16 protein-coding genes are annotated in these 13968 nt (G+C 66.1%); 7 read left to right on the plus strand and 9 right to left on the minus strand.

What is annotated here, in order from left to right:
* Positions 1–157 precede the first annotated feature (157 nt).
* Both ACFOYU_RS13835 and ACFOYU_RS13840 read right to left on the minus strand, forming a co-directional pair.
* Positions 158–343 carry a hypothetical protein gene (locus tag ACFOYU_RS13835; RefSeq protein ID WP_226741602.1) on the minus strand — a complete coding sequence of 62 codons (186 nt, stop codon included), beginning with the start codon at positions 341–343 and terminating at the stop codon, positions 158–160.
* A 146-nt stretch (positions 344–489) separates the two neighbouring features.
* Entirely contained in the window at positions 490–1704 is a 1215-nt protein-coding gene (locus tag ACFOYU_RS13840) for an NADP-dependent isocitrate dehydrogenase (RefSeq protein WP_377034052.1), read from the minus strand.
* A gap of 420 nt (positions 1705–2124) precedes the next feature.
* Between ACFOYU_RS13840 and ACFOYU_RS13845 the strand changes: the two genes are divergently transcribed.
* The 5 genes from ACFOYU_RS13845 to rpsD all read left to right on the plus strand — a co-directional run bounded on the left by ACFOYU_RS13845 (position 2125) and on the right by rpsD (position 6322).
* Complete coding sequence (locus tag ACFOYU_RS13845; protein ID WP_226741604.1) at positions 2125–2421, plus strand: hypothetical protein; 297 nt, start codon at positions 2125–2127, stop codon at positions 2419–2421.
* A gap of 168 nt (positions 2422–2589) precedes the next feature.
* On the plus strand, positions 2590–3324 hold the full coding sequence (locus tag ACFOYU_RS13850) for an RNA methyltransferase (protein WP_377034053.1): 735 nt from the start codon (positions 2590–2592) through the stop codon (positions 3322–3324).
* Between the two features lie 63 nt (positions 3325–3387).
* Positions 3388–4587, plus strand: coding sequence for an alpha/beta hydrolase (locus ACFOYU_RS13855; RefSeq protein ID WP_377034054.1), 1200 nt, complete (start codon positions 3388–3390; stop codon positions 4585–4587).
* Positions 4588–4617: 30 nt separating this feature from the next.
* A complete protein-coding gene (gene murI / locus ACFOYU_RS13860; protein ID WP_226741607.1) occupies positions 4618–5490 on the plus strand; it encodes a glutamate racemase in 873 nt (290 codons plus the stop codon).
* Positions 5491–5704: 214 nt separating this feature from the next.
* Positions 5705–6322 (plus strand): 30S ribosomal protein S4, encoded by a 618-nt coding sequence (gene rpsD / locus ACFOYU_RS13865; protein ID WP_226741608.1) that lies wholly within the window; start codon positions 5705–5707, stop codon positions 6320–6322.
* Positions 6323–6388: 66 nt separating this feature from the next.
* Here rpsD and ACFOYU_RS13870 read toward each other — a convergent pair whose 3' ends face one another.
* From ACFOYU_RS13870 to ACFOYU_RS13890, 5 genes are all read right to left on the minus strand, one after another.
* Positions 6389–7042: a Spy/CpxP family protein refolding chaperone gene (locus ACFOYU_RS13870; RefSeq protein ID WP_226741609.1), complete on the minus strand. Its 654-nt coding sequence runs from the start codon at positions 7040–7042 to the stop codon at positions 6389–6391.
* 221 nt (positions 7043–7263) lie between these two features.
* On the minus strand, positions 7264–7815 hold the full coding sequence (locus tag ACFOYU_RS13875) for an alpha/beta hydrolase (protein WP_226741610.1): 552 nt from the start codon (positions 7813–7815) through the stop codon (positions 7264–7266).
* Between the two features lie 32 nt (positions 7816–7847).
* Positions 7848–9098, minus strand: a complete 1251-nt coding sequence (locus ACFOYU_RS13880; protein ID WP_377034055.1) for a class I SAM-dependent methyltransferase — start codon at positions 9096–9098, stop codon at positions 7848–7850.
* A gap of 220 nt (positions 9099–9318) precedes the next feature.
* Positions 9319–10626 carry an adenylosuccinate lyase gene (purB, locus tag ACFOYU_RS13885; protein ID WP_226741612.1) on the minus strand — a complete coding sequence of 436 codons (1308 nt, stop codon included), beginning with the start codon at positions 10624–10626 and terminating at the stop codon, positions 9319–9321.
* A gap of 126 nt (positions 10627–10752) precedes the next feature.
* Entirely contained in the window at positions 10753–11385 is a 633-nt protein-coding gene (locus ACFOYU_RS13890) for a LysE family translocator (RefSeq protein ID WP_377034056.1), read from the minus strand.
* 151 nt (positions 11386–11536) lie between these two features.
* Between ACFOYU_RS13890 and ACFOYU_RS13895 the strand changes: the two genes are divergently transcribed.
* Both ACFOYU_RS13895 and ACFOYU_RS13900 read left to right on the plus strand, forming a co-directional pair.
* Positions 11537–11830 carry a DUF6894 family protein gene (locus ACFOYU_RS13895; protein WP_226741614.1) on the plus strand — a complete coding sequence of 98 codons (294 nt, stop codon included), beginning with the start codon at positions 11537–11539 and terminating at the stop codon, positions 11828–11830.
* Positions 11831–11847: 17 nt separating this feature from the next.
* On the plus strand, positions 11848–12573 hold the full coding sequence (locus ACFOYU_RS13900; protein WP_377034057.1) for a Crp/Fnr family transcriptional regulator: 726 nt from the start codon (positions 11848–11850) through the stop codon (positions 12571–12573).
* Between the two features lie 73 nt (positions 12574–12646).
* Here ACFOYU_RS13900 and ACFOYU_RS13905 read toward each other — a convergent pair whose 3' ends face one another.
* Entirely contained in the window at positions 12647–13042 is a 396-nt protein-coding gene (locus ACFOYU_RS13905; RefSeq protein WP_226741616.1) for a response regulator, read from the minus strand.
* A gap of 104 nt (positions 13043–13146) precedes the next feature.
* The gene (rpe, locus tag ACFOYU_RS13910; RefSeq protein ID WP_377034058.1) at positions 13147–13818 is read right to left on the minus strand and encodes a ribulose-phosphate 3-epimerase; all 672 of its coding nucleotides are present in this window, start codon (positions 13816–13818) and stop codon (positions 13147–13149) included.
* Positions 13819–13968: the final 150 nt, after the last annotated feature.

Genomic DNA, 13968 nt, shown 5'->3' on the forward strand with positions numbered 1-13968 from the left:
GCTTGACTATTTTGTATTGCTCGACGGATCGCCTCTGTCGTCGTGGCGCTCCCATGGAGAACTTGGCCCATAGCGCGTCCCTCCATCCTGAGGATAATATCGCACCATCAAACCCTGGGATCAAACACCTAGGGTGCGCCGTCCGAGTCATTCCCTCTCAGGTCGACGGCGAGACGGCCGCTCTGAGTTCTTCTACGGTCACGCCGGTCTTGAAGGCAATCGCCCGGAGCGTGGCGTCCTCGTCCCAGGGCTGCCCGCCGGTCCGCGCCTCGTCGAACAGGCGCCGATATTCCCTGACAGCATAATCGAGGGTGCTGCCGCCTGAGGCTCTGTCGTCGGTCATTCCGGAAAATCCTTCCTTGCGAGGGCTCACAGGCCAATATCTGGCACGCTCCGATCCTGCGGCAAGGCTGGCGGCGCTTCGGCGGCGAAAGCAAAAAATGGCCGGGACGAACCCGGCCATTCTCGATTTCTACGGGAGGAAACGGCTTAGGCCGCCATCGCCTTCTTGAGGTTCTCGTCGATCTTGTCGAGGAAGCCGGTGGTGGAGAGCCACTTCTGCTCGGCGCCGACCAGAAGCGCGAGGTCCTTGGTCATGTAGCCGGACTCGACCGTGTCCACGCACACCTTTTCGAGGGTCGTGGCGAAGCGGGCGAGTTCGGCGTTGTCGTCGAGCTTGGCGCGATGGGCGAGGCCGCGGGTCCAGGCGAAGATCGACGCGATGGAGTTGGTCGAGGTCTCCTTGCCCTTCTGGTGCTCGCGGTAGTGGCGGGTCACGGTGCCGTGGGCGGCTTCCGCCTCGACGGTCTGGCCGTCCGGCGTCATCAGCACGGAGGTCATCAGGCCGAGCGAGCCGAAGCCCTGCGCGACCGTGTCGGACTGCACGTCGCCGTCGTAGTTCTTACAGGCCCAGACATAGCCGCCCGACCACTTGAGCGCCGAGGCCACCATGTCGTCGATGAGGCGGTGCTCGTAGTGGATGCCGGCGGCGTCGAACTTCTGCTTGAACTCGTTCTGGTAGATTTCCTCGAAGATGTTCTTGAAGCGACCGTCATAGGTCTTGAGGATGGTGTTCTTCGTGGAGAGGTAGACCGGGTACTTGCGGTTCAGGCCATAGTTGAGCGACGCGCGGGCGAAGTCGCGGATCGACTCGTCGAGGTTGTACATCGCCATGGCGACGCCGGCGTCTGGGAACTTGAACACTTCCTTCTCGATGACCGTGCCGTCGTCGCCCTCGAACTTGATCGTCAGGCGGCCCTTGCCGGGCACCTGGAAGTCGGTGGCGCGGTACTGGTCGCCGAAGGCGTGGCGGCCGACGATGATCGGCTGGGTCCAGCCCGGAACGAGGCGCGGCACGTTCTTGCAGATGATCGGCTCGCGGAAGATCACGCCGCCGAGGATGTTGCGGATCGTGCCGTTGGGCGACTTCCACATTTCCTTGAGGCCGAACTCCTTCACGCGGGCCTCGTCCGCCGTGATGGTGGCGCACTTCACGCCGACGCCGTACTGCTTGATGGCGTTGGCCGCATCGACCGTGACCTGATCGTTGGTGGCGTCGCGGTTCTCGATGGAGAGGTCGTAGTACTTCAGGTCGATGTCGAGATAGGGGTGGATCAGCTTCTCTTTGATGAAGTGCCAAATAATGCGGGTCATCTCGTCGCCGTCGAGTTCGACGACCGGATTGGCAACCTTGATCTTCGCCATGATCTCACCTTGAACGTTGAGCGGGAACCGGACCTGCCGGACGGCAGGCTGTCTGACGCGGCCTATAGCGCGGCTGGGCTTCCGGGGGAAGCGGTGTCGGGCCGGGAAATAAGTTCAATCCGAGAGCCGCACTTGAATTCAGGCCTGTTCCCATGCCGGCCATGGGGAAGCCGGTCTGCGAAGGAGTGCAGGACTTCCGGGAATCGCGACGGCATGCGCCGGACCCTCTAGGCGGTGACATTCATATAATGTAATAACATCTTAATCTATCCGGGGATCTCGCAAGGAGGTCTTCTCACATCTTGTGTGCTTCCGCACCGTCACGAGCTGAAAATTGTCCTGAAGCTTGGCCGGCACCGGAAGCGCGCACGTCGCGCGGAATCGCCGGTGCGAGGCAACAACGAACTGACAGGGACACACATGCGTCTTGCAATCGCCATCGGAGCCGCCGCGCTCGCTCTCACCCTCGCAGGCTGCCAGACAGCCGAACAATCCATGGCCAGCGCGGAATCCGTCTGCCTGGAGACGGGCCTGAAGCCCGGCACGAAAACCTATCAGCGCTGCGTCAATGCCGGCTACCGCAACAACGTGGCCCAGTCGAACGCGGCCGCCAACCAGGCGGCTGCCGGCGCGGCTGCGGCCGCGATCGGCGGCGCGGTGCTCGGCGCGGCCACGGCGCGTCCCTACTACTACCATTGCGGCTGGGGCTGCTGGTAACGGCGTTCCAGAAGAGAACGAGAGGGCCTCCCGGCGAGAAAGCCTCCCGGGAGGCCCTTTTGCATTCAGGGAGGTGTCCCCGGCCTGCGGAGGCTGGCGGCTGCAGCGTCTTGGCGCTAAGGGAGTGGTTTGCGACGCCACCGGCGGCGTCATGCTCGAAACCCGCCCATGACGAACCCCATCATCATCCTCGTCGAGCCCCAGCTGGCCGAAAACATCGGCATGGTCGCCCGCGCCATGGCGAATTTCGGCCTGTCGGAGCTGCGCCTCGTCTCGCCCCGCAACGGCTGGCCGAAGAAAGGCGCCCATTCGGCGGCGTCGGGCGCGGTCCACGTGCTGGAAGGCGCCAAGCTCTACGACACCGCCCGCGAGGCCATCGCCGACCTGAACTACGTCTTCGCGACCACCGCCCGGGAGCGGGGGCAGATGAAGCGGGTCTTCGCACCGGAAGCCGCCATGGCCGAGACCAGGGCGAGGATCGGGGCGGGGCAGGGGGTCGGCATCCTGTTCGGGCGCGAGCGGACGGGGCTCGAGAACGACGAGATCTCTCTGGCGGATGCCATCGTCACCTTCCCGGTCGATCCGAAATTCTCGTCCCTCAACCTGGCGCAGGCCGTGCTTCTCATGTCCTACGAATGGCAGAGGGCCAGGACCGGCGGCGCGCTGCCCTTCACGGGCGAGAGACTCTCTCCCCCAGCAAAGCGGGAGATGGTGGTCTCCTTCTTCGACTATCTCGAAGCCGAGCTCGAGGCGGTGAACTTCTACCCGGCGGACAAGAAGCCGATCATGGCCCGGAACATGCGGGACATGTTCCACCGGCTCGAGATGAGCGAGCAGGACGTGCGCACGCTCCGTGGGGCGATTCGTGCCCTTGCCGAAGGACGCAGATTGAGAAAGCCTTAAAGATCTTCTGATTTAATGTTGCCGAGTGCATCCTGCGCTTGGCCTTTAGACCCGAGATCGTTCATGCGCCGTCCGCTGACCACCCTTGTCCTCCTGGGTTCGTGCCTCGCTGCTCCGTGGGCGCAGGCGGCGACCCCGCCGAAGCAGCCGGAGAAGGGGCCCGGCGGAGCGGATTACGCTGTTTCCCAGGTAACGAAGCGGGCGGTGGGCACAGCGAGCGCGGGCACCTTCGTGTTCCATGGGGCGGGTGCGGCCGCCGAGCCCCGGCCGGTCGTGGTCTTCTTCCATTCCTGGGGAGCGGCGAACCCGGCCCTCTACGGCGGCTGGATCGATCACCTCGCCCGCAAGGGGCACCTCGTCCTCTTCCCGCGCTTCCAGGAGGTGAACCGCTCCCGTCCCGCCGATGCCTCGACGCTGGCGGCGAGCCTGATCGGGAGCGCCCTTGAGGCTCTCGCTTCCGACCCGGAGGCGAAGCCCGACCTCTCCCGCGTGGCCTATATCGGGCATTCGGCCGGCGTGCCCATCGCGCTCAACGTTGCGGCGGGGGCGAAGGCGGGTGCGCTGCCCGAGCCGAAGCTCATCTTCGGCGTGATGCCGGGCGGCATCGCCTCCACCGAGAAGGACAGGGGCATCATGCTCCAGGACCTGTCCGCCATCGACGCCTCGACCCTGATCGTCACCATGAGCGGCGACCGGGACTATCTGCCCAGCGACCGGGCTTCCCGCCGGATCCTGCAGGCGGCCTCGGCCGTTCCGGCGACGCGCAAGCTGTTCATGCGCGCGAGCTCCGACGACCACGGCTACCCGGCCCTTACCGCGACCCTGGCCTCGCCGGGCTCGCCCAAGTCCGACTACGACGCCGCTTCCATCAAGCTGCCCCCCGATCCGCCGCGCGACCCCAAGCAGAAGAGCACCTGGCGCTGGAGCGCCGACATGGCGCTGACCGGCCCGCAGACGATCCTGACCCAGCAACTCGGCAACAACGGCACCGACACGCTGGATTTCCTCGCCTTCTGGAAGACCTTCGACATGGCCGCCGAGGCGGCCTTCTCGGGCAAGGATGCCGCCGCCCTGCGGCGCGACCCGAAATTCGTCGACATGGGCTCCTGGAGCGACGGATGGCCCGTGCGCCGCCTCTCGGCCGAGATGCCGAAGGTGGAGGGGCAGGAGGAGAAGCCGCAACGGGGCCCGCGCCGGCGCCTCAATCTGGTGCCGACGGAAACCAAGCAGAGCTTTTCCGAGTTCATGAACCGGCGCTCATAAATCAAAGAAGCGGGACGGGGGCTTGCCCTGATGCTTTTCAATCTTCTTGCGGGAACGACCCACAGCCCTGCCGTCATGCCGTCTCCGGTGCCAACCATCCTCCTCTTCGATTCCGGCCTCGGGGGCCTGACGGTCTTTGCCGAGGTGCTGAAGGCGCGGCCCGATGCCCGCTTCGTCTATGCGGCGGACGATGCCGCCTTCCCCTATGGACGCCTGAGCGAGCAGGCCCTGGTGGCCCGCGTTCTCGCCGTGATGGACCGGCTGATCGGGCTCTACGATCCCGAGCTGGTGGTGATCGCCTGCAACACGGCCTCGACCCTCGTGCTGCCGCATCTGCGGGCGCGCTTCGCCACGCCTTTCGTCGGCACGGTTCCGGCCATCAAGCCGGCGGCGCTTGCGACCCGGTCCGGCCATGTCACCGTCCTCGCGACGCCCGGAACCGTGGCCCGGGACTATACCCGCGACCTGATCGAGACCTATGCCGCCGGTTGCCGGGTGAAGCTCGTCGGCTCCCGCAGGCTGGCCGGCTTCGCCGAAGCCGAGCTTGCCGGCGCTCCCGTCTCCGACGAGGAGCTGCTGGAGGAGCTCGCGCCCTGCTTCGTGGAGGACGAGGCGGGACGGACCGACGTGATCGCGCTCGGATGCACCCATTATCCGCTGCTTCTGTCCCGCTTCGAGAAGCTGGCCCGCTGGCCCGTGACATGGATCGATCCGGCCCCCGCCATCGCCCGGCGCGTGGTGCAGCTCATCGGAGGGCCGGTGCCCGGCCACGAGGCCGACGAGGGCGAGGCGCTGGCGGTCTTCACGGGCGGGGCGGGGATCACGGCGCCCCTGCGCGACGCCCTGCATCGGAAGGGACTGCCGCTGGTGGCGGTCGAGGACATGCCGCTGCTGCAGGGCTGAGGCGCTTCCCGATTGACTTTCCCGCTCCTTTCGCCTAGAAGCCACCCGTTCGCGCGGTCCTCAGGGGCCGCGTAACTTTTTACGCACCCGTGGCCCGGCTCCGGTCGGCCTGTCGTCCCGTCCCTCGAGACGGCCCCTTGGGCCTCCTCGGGATGAGGGGAAGAGGAGGGCGCGTTCCTCGAAAACCGTTCGCTTTACCAAGAGGAATCGCGAGATGTCGAAGCGCATTCAGGCCAAGCACAAGCTTGACCGCCGCATGGGCCAGAATATCTGGGGCCGCCCGAAGAGCCCCGTGAACCGCCGCGAATACGGCCCCGGCCAGCACGGCCAGCGCCGCAAGGGCAAGCTCTCCGACTTCGGCACGCAGCTGCGCGCCAAGCAGAAGCTCAAGGGCTACTACGCCAACATCACCGAGAAGCAGTTCCGCCGCTACTATGCCGAGGCGATCCGCCTCAAGGGCGACTCGGGCGAGAACCTCGTCGGTCTGCTCGAGCGCCGTCTCGACGCCGTCGTGTACCGGGCGAAGTTCGTCGCGACCCCGTTCGCCGCGCGCCAGTTCGTCAACCACGGTCACGTGAAGGTCAACGGCCGCCGCGTCAACATCCCGAGCTACCTCGTGAAGCCCGGCGATGTGATCGAGGTCAAGGAAAAGTCGAAGCAGCTCGAGGTCGTCGTCGTGGCGTCCCAGCTCGCCGAGCGTGACGTTCCGGACTACATCGAGGTCGATCACTCCAAGATGACGGCCCGCATCACCCGCATTCCGACCCTCTCCGAGGTGCCTTATGCGGTCCAGATGGAGCCGAACCTCGTGATCGAGTTCTATTCGCGCTAATCGCCGCGAAATCGGGACAGCAAAAAGGCCGCCCTTCGGGGCGGCCTTTTTCTTTCTGCATCCGGCTTACTGCTGGTTCTGGGGCTGGGCCGGAGCCTGCTGCTGATCGCCGCCGCCCTGCCGCTGCATCATGCCCGGGCCGCGATGCATCATGCCATGGCCCTGGTGCATACCCATCCGGGCATGGTCCCTGCCGTGGTGGCGTCCACCATGATGGCCGCGCCAGCCCATGCCGCCGACGGCCGTGCGCAGGAGGCGCGGAGCAACCCGCTTCTGGTCGTCGTTGAACGAGTTCCAGAGGGGCCGCATGGCGGTCGCCAGGGCGCTCGTGCGCTGGGCCCGCTCGGTCATCATCGTGCCGCGCCGTTCGAGCCGCTGCATGAAGTCCATTTCCTGCCGGTCCTGGCCGCGCATGCTGCGGCGCTGCTCCATGCGGGTGAAGCGCTCGTTGGCGTTGGAGCGGATTGCATCCTCCACCGGCTGCCAGAGGCGCTCCTGCTCGGGGGTGAGTCTCAAGCCTGCCTTGATGCCGGCGATGCGAGCGTCGACGAAGCGGTTGAAATCGTCCTGCGACATGCCGCGGCGCTCGGGGCGCGTCGTGTTCTCCTGAGCCGTTCCCGGACCTGCCGGGTTGGCAGGGGCGGTTCCCTGGGCCAGGGCGAAGGTGCCCGTGCCGGCCATGAGGGCCGCGGCGGCGAGGATGGCAATCTTCTTCTTCATTTCAATCTCCTTCGTGAAGTCGATACGGAGGAGATTGGGGCTTGGCCGCTCACGCCCAAGTGACCGCAACATGAACTTTTCGTCATGTTGGGGCGCGGCCGGGCCCTTCTCGCGTGGATCTCAGGGTGGATGAGGGCGCCGGAAGCGCCGGTCCGATCTCCTCCCCGCACGGGGGGAAACGGCGCTGCGCTGTCAGAGGCAATCCGCAGACGGCGTGTCCCTCACAGCCGCTTGAGGAACCCCGCGAAGCGCATCAGGCCCTCGGGCCAGGGACCGTGGCCGCTGTCGGTGTTGATATGTCCCGCGTCGCCCGCATCCACGATGGCGGAGCCCCAGGAATAGGCGATGTCCTCCGCCTTCTCGTACTCGCCGAAAGGGTCGGTCCGGCTCATCACCAGCACGGACGGGAAGGGCAGGGGATCGCGCGGGATCGGCGCGAAGCTCCGGTCGATGGCGGGGATGAAATCCGGCCGCTCGACATCGGGCAGGCCCACCAGGAAGGCGCCCTGCACCTTGCCGGTCTTGAGCAGCGGGGCCGCATGCGCGATCGCGATGACGCCGAGGCTGTGGCCGACCAGGACCACGGGTTTCCTGGCCTTCTCCACGTCGCGGACGATCCGCCCGATCCAGGCCTCCTTGTCGGGGGCGTCCCAGCTTTCCTGCTCGATCCGGCGCGCGGTCGAGAGCTGCCGCTCCCAGCGGCTCTGCCAATGGTCCACGCCGGAATTCTCGTATCCGGGAACGATGAGGATGTCGCAATCGGAGGTTTTCATGGGATCCGAGTTAAACGTCCGCTCCGCTCGGTTCAAGCGGTCTGCTTCATTTCCGTCTCCTCGGCCATCCTCAGCGCCGCCTCCCGCTCGGCGATGTAGTTGCGGGTCAGGGGCACCACGTCGTTGCGCCGCGCGAGCTGGATCTGGAACACCACCGCGTCCTGGAAGCGGAAGGCGGATTCCGACATGGCGAGATAGCACTCCCACATGCGGCAGAAGCGTTCGTCGTAGAGGCGCAGGACCTCCTCGCGATGAGCCATGAATCGCTCCCGCCAGGCCTTCAGGGTGAGGGCGTAGTGCAGGCGCAGCACCTCGACATCCGTCACCACGAGCCCGGCCCGCTCCACCGACGGCATGATTTCCGACAGGATCGGCAGATGCCCGCCGGGAAAGATGTACTTGGTGATCCAGGGATTCGTGGGATAGGGCGGTCCCGAGCGGCCGATGGTGTGGAGGAGCATGACGCCGTCCTCCTTCAGGAGCTGCCGACAGGTCCGGAAATAATCTTCGTAGGACGGCGGGCCCACATGCTCGAACATGCCCACCGAGACGATGCGGTCGAAGGTGCCTTTCGTTTCCCGATAGTCCTCGAGCTCGAAATGGACCCGGCCCAGGAGCCCGGCCGCCGCCGCCCGCTTGCGGGAGACGTCGAGCTGTTCCTCCGACAGGGTCACGCCCCTGACGGCGCCGGCTCCCGCGATCTGCGCCAGATAGAGGCCCATGCCGCCCCAGCCCGAGCCGATGTCGAGAACGCTCTGGCCCTGCTCCACCAGGAGCTTCGCGGCGATGTGCCGTTTCTTGGCCAGCTGCGCCTCTTCGAGGCTCGCATCCGGGTGGTCGAAATAGGCGCAGGAATACTGCCGGTCGCTGTCGAGGAAGAGGGCGTAGAGCCGGCCGTCGAGATCGTAGTGGTGGGCGACGTTGCGCTTGGATTTCACCGCATCGTTCTCGCTGCGGCGCTTCATCCAGGCCCTGATCTTCCTGAGGCGATGGAAGGGAAGCTCGTCGAGCTCGCCATGGGTGTCCTGGAGGAGAAGCTGGAGCAGGTCGTAGATCGTGCCCTTCTCGATCACGAGCCGCCCTTCCATGAAGAGCTCGCCCAGCTTCAATTCCGGATGCAGGCACAGGGCCATCTGGGCGGCAGGGTCCGTGAAGCGGATCGCGACCCGCGGCTCGCCGCCGTCGCCGAAGGTCATGTGCGACCCTCCGGCGGTCATCATTTCGAGCGTGCCGCGCTTCACCGCACGGGTGAAGGCGGTGGCGAGAAGTTTCTCCGACAACATGGTCTAATCCCCGTGCCGTTGATCTCCTGATGGGTATTGTTACCCATTGGAAAGATATTTCCAGCCCCGATGCCGTTCAAGCTTTGCGGTGAATGCGGGGCAAGGCCGTTTTCTCCTTGAAAAGCCGCGCTTGGTGGGTTGAGCCGCCGCCAAAAAGAAAATGGCCGGCTTGGAGCCGGCCACGATGGGATGGTGCTTTCGGCCGCGAAGCGGCCCGTCGTCAGCTTGCGCCGAAGACCCGGGTGAAGATCGTGTCCACGTGCTTGTAGTGGTAGCCCAGGTCGAAGCAGGCCTCGATCTCGTCCGGCGCGAGATAGCCGGTCACGTCCTTGTCCGCCTTCAGCAGGGTCAGGAAGTCGCCTTCGCCGCGCCAGACCGGCATGGCGTTGCGCTGGACGAGGCGGTAGGCGTCCTCGCGCGAGGCGCCCTTCTGGGTCAGGGCCAGCAGGACGCGCTGCGAATGGACGAGGCCGCCGAGGCGGTCCAGGTTCTTCTGCATGTTCTCCGGATAGACCACGAGCTTGTCGATCACGCTGGTCAGCCGGGCGAGGGCGAAGTCCAGGGTCACGGTGGCATCGGGGCCGATCATGCGCTCGACGGAGGAATGCGAGATGTCCCGCTCGTGCCAGAGAGCCACGTTCTCCATGGCCGGCATCGCATAGGCGCGGACCATGCGGGCGAGGCCCGTGAGGTTCTCGGTCAGCACCGGGTTGCGCTTGTGCGGCATGGCCGAGGAGCCCTTCTGGCCGGCGGAGAAATACTCCTCGGCTTCCAGGACCTCGCTGCGCTGCAGGTGACGGATCTCGACGGCGAGACGCTCGATGGAGGAGGCGACCACGCCCAAAGTCGCGAAGTACATGGCGTGCCGGTCGCGGGGAATGACCTGGGTCGAGACCGGCTCGACCGAAAGGCCCATCTGCTCGGCCACGTATTCCTCGACGCTCGGATCGATATTGGCGAAGGTGCCGACCGCGCCGGAGATGGCGCAGGTGGCGACCTCGCGCTGGGCCTCGATGAGGCGCACCTTGCAGCGCTCGAACTCCGCATAGGCCTGGGCGAGCTTGAGGCCGAAGGTGGTGGGCTCCGCGTGGATGCCGTGGGAGCGGCCGATGGTCGGCGTCATCTTGTGCTCGAGGGCGCGGCGCTTGATGGCGGCGAGAAGCTCGTCCATGTCGCGCAGGAGCAGGTCGGTCGCGCGCACGAGCTGCACGTTGAAGGTGGTGTCGAGCACGTCCGACGAGGTCATGCCCTGGTGGACGAAGCGGGCCTCGGGGCCGACGATCTCGGCGAGGTGGGTCAGGAAGGCGATGACGTCGTGCTTCACCTCGCGCTCGATGGAGTCGATGCGCTCCACGTCGAAGGTGGCCTTGGAGCCCTTCTCCCACACGATCTCGGCCGCCTCCTTGGGCACGACGCCGAGATTGGCGAGCGCCGTGGTGGCATGGGCCTCGATCTCGAACCAGATGCGGAACTTGGTTTCCGGGGACCAGATGGCGACCATCTCGGGGCGGCTGTAGCGGGGGATCACGTGTCTTCTCCTACGGGCGGGGCGCAGCGCGGACCGGCTTCGACGATGCGGTGATCGCTATTGGATGACAGGGGCGAAGACAAGCCTCGTGCGCGCCGAATGGCCCCGCGCTCCGCGCAGGCGACGCTAGGCGCGCAGTTCCTTCACCCCGTCGACCACGAGCTTCGCGCCGATGGCTCCGAAGACCAGGCCGAAGCTGCCCTCGATCGCCCGGAAGAAGCGGGCATAGGCGCGCATGACGATTCCGGTCGAGAAAAGCAGCGCATAGGTGCCGTAGATGACCATGGCCGATGCCGAGGCACCGAGCCCGATGGCCAGGAACCCGAGGACGGACAGGCCGGAGGAGGCGAGATACATGGAGATCGCCACCCACATGAGCGCGGCCTTCGGATTGGTCAGGACGACCAGCAGGCCCCGCAGATAGGCCGCTCGTCCGCCCGTCCTCACGCTCGCGGCGACAGGGCCGCCCTGGGAGCGGGTGAGGGCGGCGCGCACGGCCTTCAGGCCGAGATAGATCAGGTAGCCGCCGCCGATGAAGCGCATGGCCGTGATCGCCTGCGGAAAGGCGTCGAGAAGGGCTCCCACGCCCGAGGCGAAGAGGGTGGCCCAGAGGAAGACACCCGTCGCGATTCCCGCGGCCGTGGCGATGCCGGGGGCGCGACCGCTCCCGAGAGAGGCCGACGACACGGCCATCATGTTCGGCCCCGGCGAGACCTGGGCCAGGAAGATGCCGAGGAAGACGGGGGCGATGTCGAGCATGGGAGGTCTCTTGCGGCTGAGGAGCGCGTTCGGACAGCTTAGACGATCATGCCGCGAACCGACACCCCCGGCGCTTCGGCACGTTTCGGATGCGGGAGCAGGTTTGCCCGTGGAGCGAGGAACATACCACCGAGCAAGGAAGTTAAGCCGGATGCCTCGATACTACCGCCACATCCGGCAGGGCGATCAGCTTATCGAAGACCCTGACGGGATCGAGCTGCCCGACCTCGCCCGCGCCCGGGCCGAGGCTCTCGCGGGCATCCGGGATATTCTGGCCGAAGCAATCAAACGCGGTGCCGACGATTCCCTGGACGATGCCGTCGTGATTGCGGACGAAACCGGCCGTGAGCTGATGACGGTCCCGTTCATCGAGGCTCTGCCGCAGCGTCTGTACGAGGCAATCCTGGCATCCGGCTCCAAAGCGGGATCCGACACCAATCCGTAACCGGGAGGAGCGGGCGCATGTCACATCCACTCATCGCAAAGCTTGAGCGGCATGGCCCCCTCTCCGAGGACGAGAAGCATGTGCTTCGGCAGATCACGTTGCGGACCTCCGTTTACCAGGCGCGCGAGGACATCGTGCCCGAGGGCAGCTGTCCGAATCACAGCAGCCTCATCCTTTCCGGCTTTGCCACTCGCCAGAAGCACTCAGTGGACGGGCGACGGCAGATCACGGCCTTTCACGTCCCGGGCGATTTCGCGGATCTTCACAGTTTCCTGCTCAAGAAGATCGACGACGGCGTCGCCGCGCTCACGACCTGCACCGTGTCCCATGTCGCTCACAGCGACCTGAAGGAAATCACCAAGCACTATCCTCATCTCACCCGCGTGCTTTGGCTCACCACTCTCGTCGACGGCGCCGTGCATCGCGCCTGGATGACCAGCCTTGGGCGAATGGACGCCCGGGAGCGCCTCGCGCACTTCCTGTGCGAGCTGCGCGACCGTCTCGAACCCGTGCAAATGACGAAGGACAATTCCTACGAACTGCCGATCACGCAGGAGGAGCTGGGTGACGCGTTCGGCATCACCACCGTCCATGTGAACAGGGTCCTGCAGGGGCTCCGGAGCGACGGTCTGATCACCTCGCGCGGCAAGACCTTGATCATCGACGACTGGGAGCGCCTCAAGGAGGTCGGCCAGTACGACCCGGATTACCTGCACATAGACCAGGAGGTCGAGCGGGATTGATGAGCCCGAAGCCTCCGGCACGACGCAACGCCGGGCGTGACCTGGTCGCGCAGGCCGACCAGGCCGTGCGGGGTCAGTGCGTGCTTCCCGCCGGTCGAGGCAGGGTCGCGCCGCCGAGCAGGCGGCGCAGTTCGCCGATGAGCTTCGCCGGCGGCACCGGCTTGGACAGGGCGATCAGGTCGGGATGACGCTGGCGCACGTCGTCCGGCACCGCCCCGCCGGTATAGACCAGGGTCGGGATGCCGCGGGCGCTCAGCGCCTCGAGAACGGGCGTAACGGGGCCGTCGGACAGGTTGACGTCCAGCAGGGCCGCGTCGAGCGGCGTTCCGTCCTTCAGGAGTTTCTTGGCCTCGCTCAGGCTTCCGACCGGGCCGACAGGCACGCCTTCGGCCTCCACCAGGAGCTGCCTGATGTCCTCGGCGGTGACGGCTTCATCTTCCAGAACGAGAACGCGGCATCCGCTCAACATACCCAGCCTCCGGTTCAGAGAGATGGGCAACGAGCGGGCTCTTGGCTTGTTCCGTCATGCGACAGCGCTGCATGAGGCCATGCCTCCAGTGCAGCCCGCCCGCTCTAGCGGGCCTGTTCGGCCGCCGAACGGATGGCCGCCATGTTGGGCCCATAGGCCGAGGGGCCGCCCTTGAAGGTGGCGGAGCCGGCCACGAGCACGTTGGCGCCGGCGGCTGCCACGAGAGGAGCCGTTTCCGGCGTCGCGCCCCCGTCGATTTCGATGTCGATGTCCCGGTCGCCGACCATCGCCTTGACGCGCCGGATCTTGTCGCAGACCGACCCGATGAAGGCCTGGCCGCCGAAGCCGGGATTGACCGTCATGAGCAGGACGAGGTCGACCATGTCGAGCACCGGCTCGATGGCGGATTCGTGCGTGCCGGGATTGAGCACGATGCCGGCCTTCTTGCCCAGCGCCCGGATGGTCTGGAGCGACCGGTGCAGGTGCGGTCCTGCTTCCGCATGGATGCTGATGATGTCCGCTCCCGCCTTGGCGAAGGCTTCGAGATACGGATCCACCGGGGCGATCATCAGGTGCACGTCGAACACCTTCGCCGAGTGCGGACGCAGGGCCTTCACCACGTCCGGCCCGATGGTGATGTTCGGCACGAAGTGCCCGTCCATCACGTCGATATGGATCCAGTCCGCGCCGGCCTGGTCGATGGCGCGCACCTCTTCGCCCAGCTTGGCGAAGTCGGCGGACAGAATGGAGGGGGCGATGAGAAGAGGACGTGTCATGGCCGCGCCGGTAGCACGAGCTTATCCCTGCGGCAACGGGACATCGGCGCCCGATCCCGCCAACTCCCTGGGGAGAGGGCCTTTTGCCACAGGAAAGGCGTGGACGGCCCCGAAGGATCGGGAGTAAACATGCGGCACGCGAGAGGGGTG

The sequence above is a fragment of the Microvirga sp. GCM10011540 genome (genome assembly GCF_042650665.1).
Taxonomy (GTDB): Bacteria; Pseudomonadota; Alphaproteobacteria; order Rhizobiales; family Beijerinckiaceae; genus Microvirga; species Microvirga lenta.

Excerpts from the sequence above, each read along its gene's own strand:
- ACFOYU_RS13890 (WP_377034056.1), bottom strand. The coding sequence starts at position 11,385 with ATGCTCGACATCGCCCCCGTCTTCCTCGGCATCTTCCTGGCCCAGGTC.
- ACFOYU_RS13900 (WP_377034057.1), top strand. The coding sequence starts at position 11,848 with ATGTCACATCCACTCATCGCAAAGCTTGAGCGGCATGGCCCCCTCTCC.
- ACFOYU_RS13840 (WP_377034052.1), bottom strand. The coding sequence starts at position 1,704 with ATGGCGAAGATCAAGGTTGCCAATCCGGTCGTCGAACTCGACGGCGAC.
- ACFOYU_RS13875 (WP_226741610.1), bottom strand. The coding sequence starts at position 7,815 with ATGAAAACCTCCGATTGCGACATCCTCATCGTTCCCGGATACGAGAAT.
- ACFOYU_RS13905 (WP_226741616.1), bottom strand. The coding sequence starts at position 13,042 with ATGTTGAGCGGATGCCGCGTTCTCGTTCTGGAAGATGAAGCCGTCACC.
- ACFOYU_RS13895 (WP_226741614.1), top strand. The coding sequence starts at position 11,537 with ATGCCTCGATACTACCGCCACATCCGGCAGGGCGATCAGCTTATCGAA.
- ACFOYU_RS13845 (WP_226741604.1), top strand. The coding sequence starts at position 2,125 with ATGCGTCTTGCAATCGCCATCGGAGCCGCCGCGCTCGCTCTCACCCTC.
- rpsD (WP_226741608.1), top strand. The coding sequence starts at position 5,705 with ATGTCGAAGCGCATTCAGGCCAAGCACAAGCTTGACCGCCGCATGGGC.
- ACFOYU_RS13855 (WP_377034054.1), top strand. The coding sequence starts at position 3,388 with ATGCGCCGTCCGCTGACCACCCTTGTCCTCCTGGGTTCGTGCCTCGCT.
- ACFOYU_RS13880 (WP_377034055.1), bottom strand. The coding sequence starts at position 9,098 with ATGTTGTCGGAGAAACTTCTCGCCACCGCCTTCACCCGTGCGGTGAAG.
- ACFOYU_RS13835 (WP_226741602.1), bottom strand. The coding sequence starts at position 343 with ATGACCGACGACAGAGCCTCAGGCGGCAGCACCCTCGATTATGCTGTC.
- murI (WP_226741607.1), top strand. The coding sequence starts at position 4,618 with ATGCTTTTCAATCTTCTTGCGGGAACGACCCACAGCCCTGCCGTCATG.
- rpe (WP_377034058.1), bottom strand. The coding sequence starts at position 13,818 with ATGACACGTCCTCTTCTCATCGCCCCCTCCATTCTGTCCGCCGACTTC.
- ACFOYU_RS13850 (WP_377034053.1), top strand. The coding sequence starts at position 2,590 with ATGACGAACCCCATCATCATCCTCGTCGAGCCCCAGCTGGCCGAAAAC.
- ACFOYU_RS13870 (WP_226741609.1), bottom strand. The coding sequence starts at position 7,042 with ATGAAGAAGAAGATTGCCATCCTCGCCGCCGCGGCCCTCATGGCCGGC.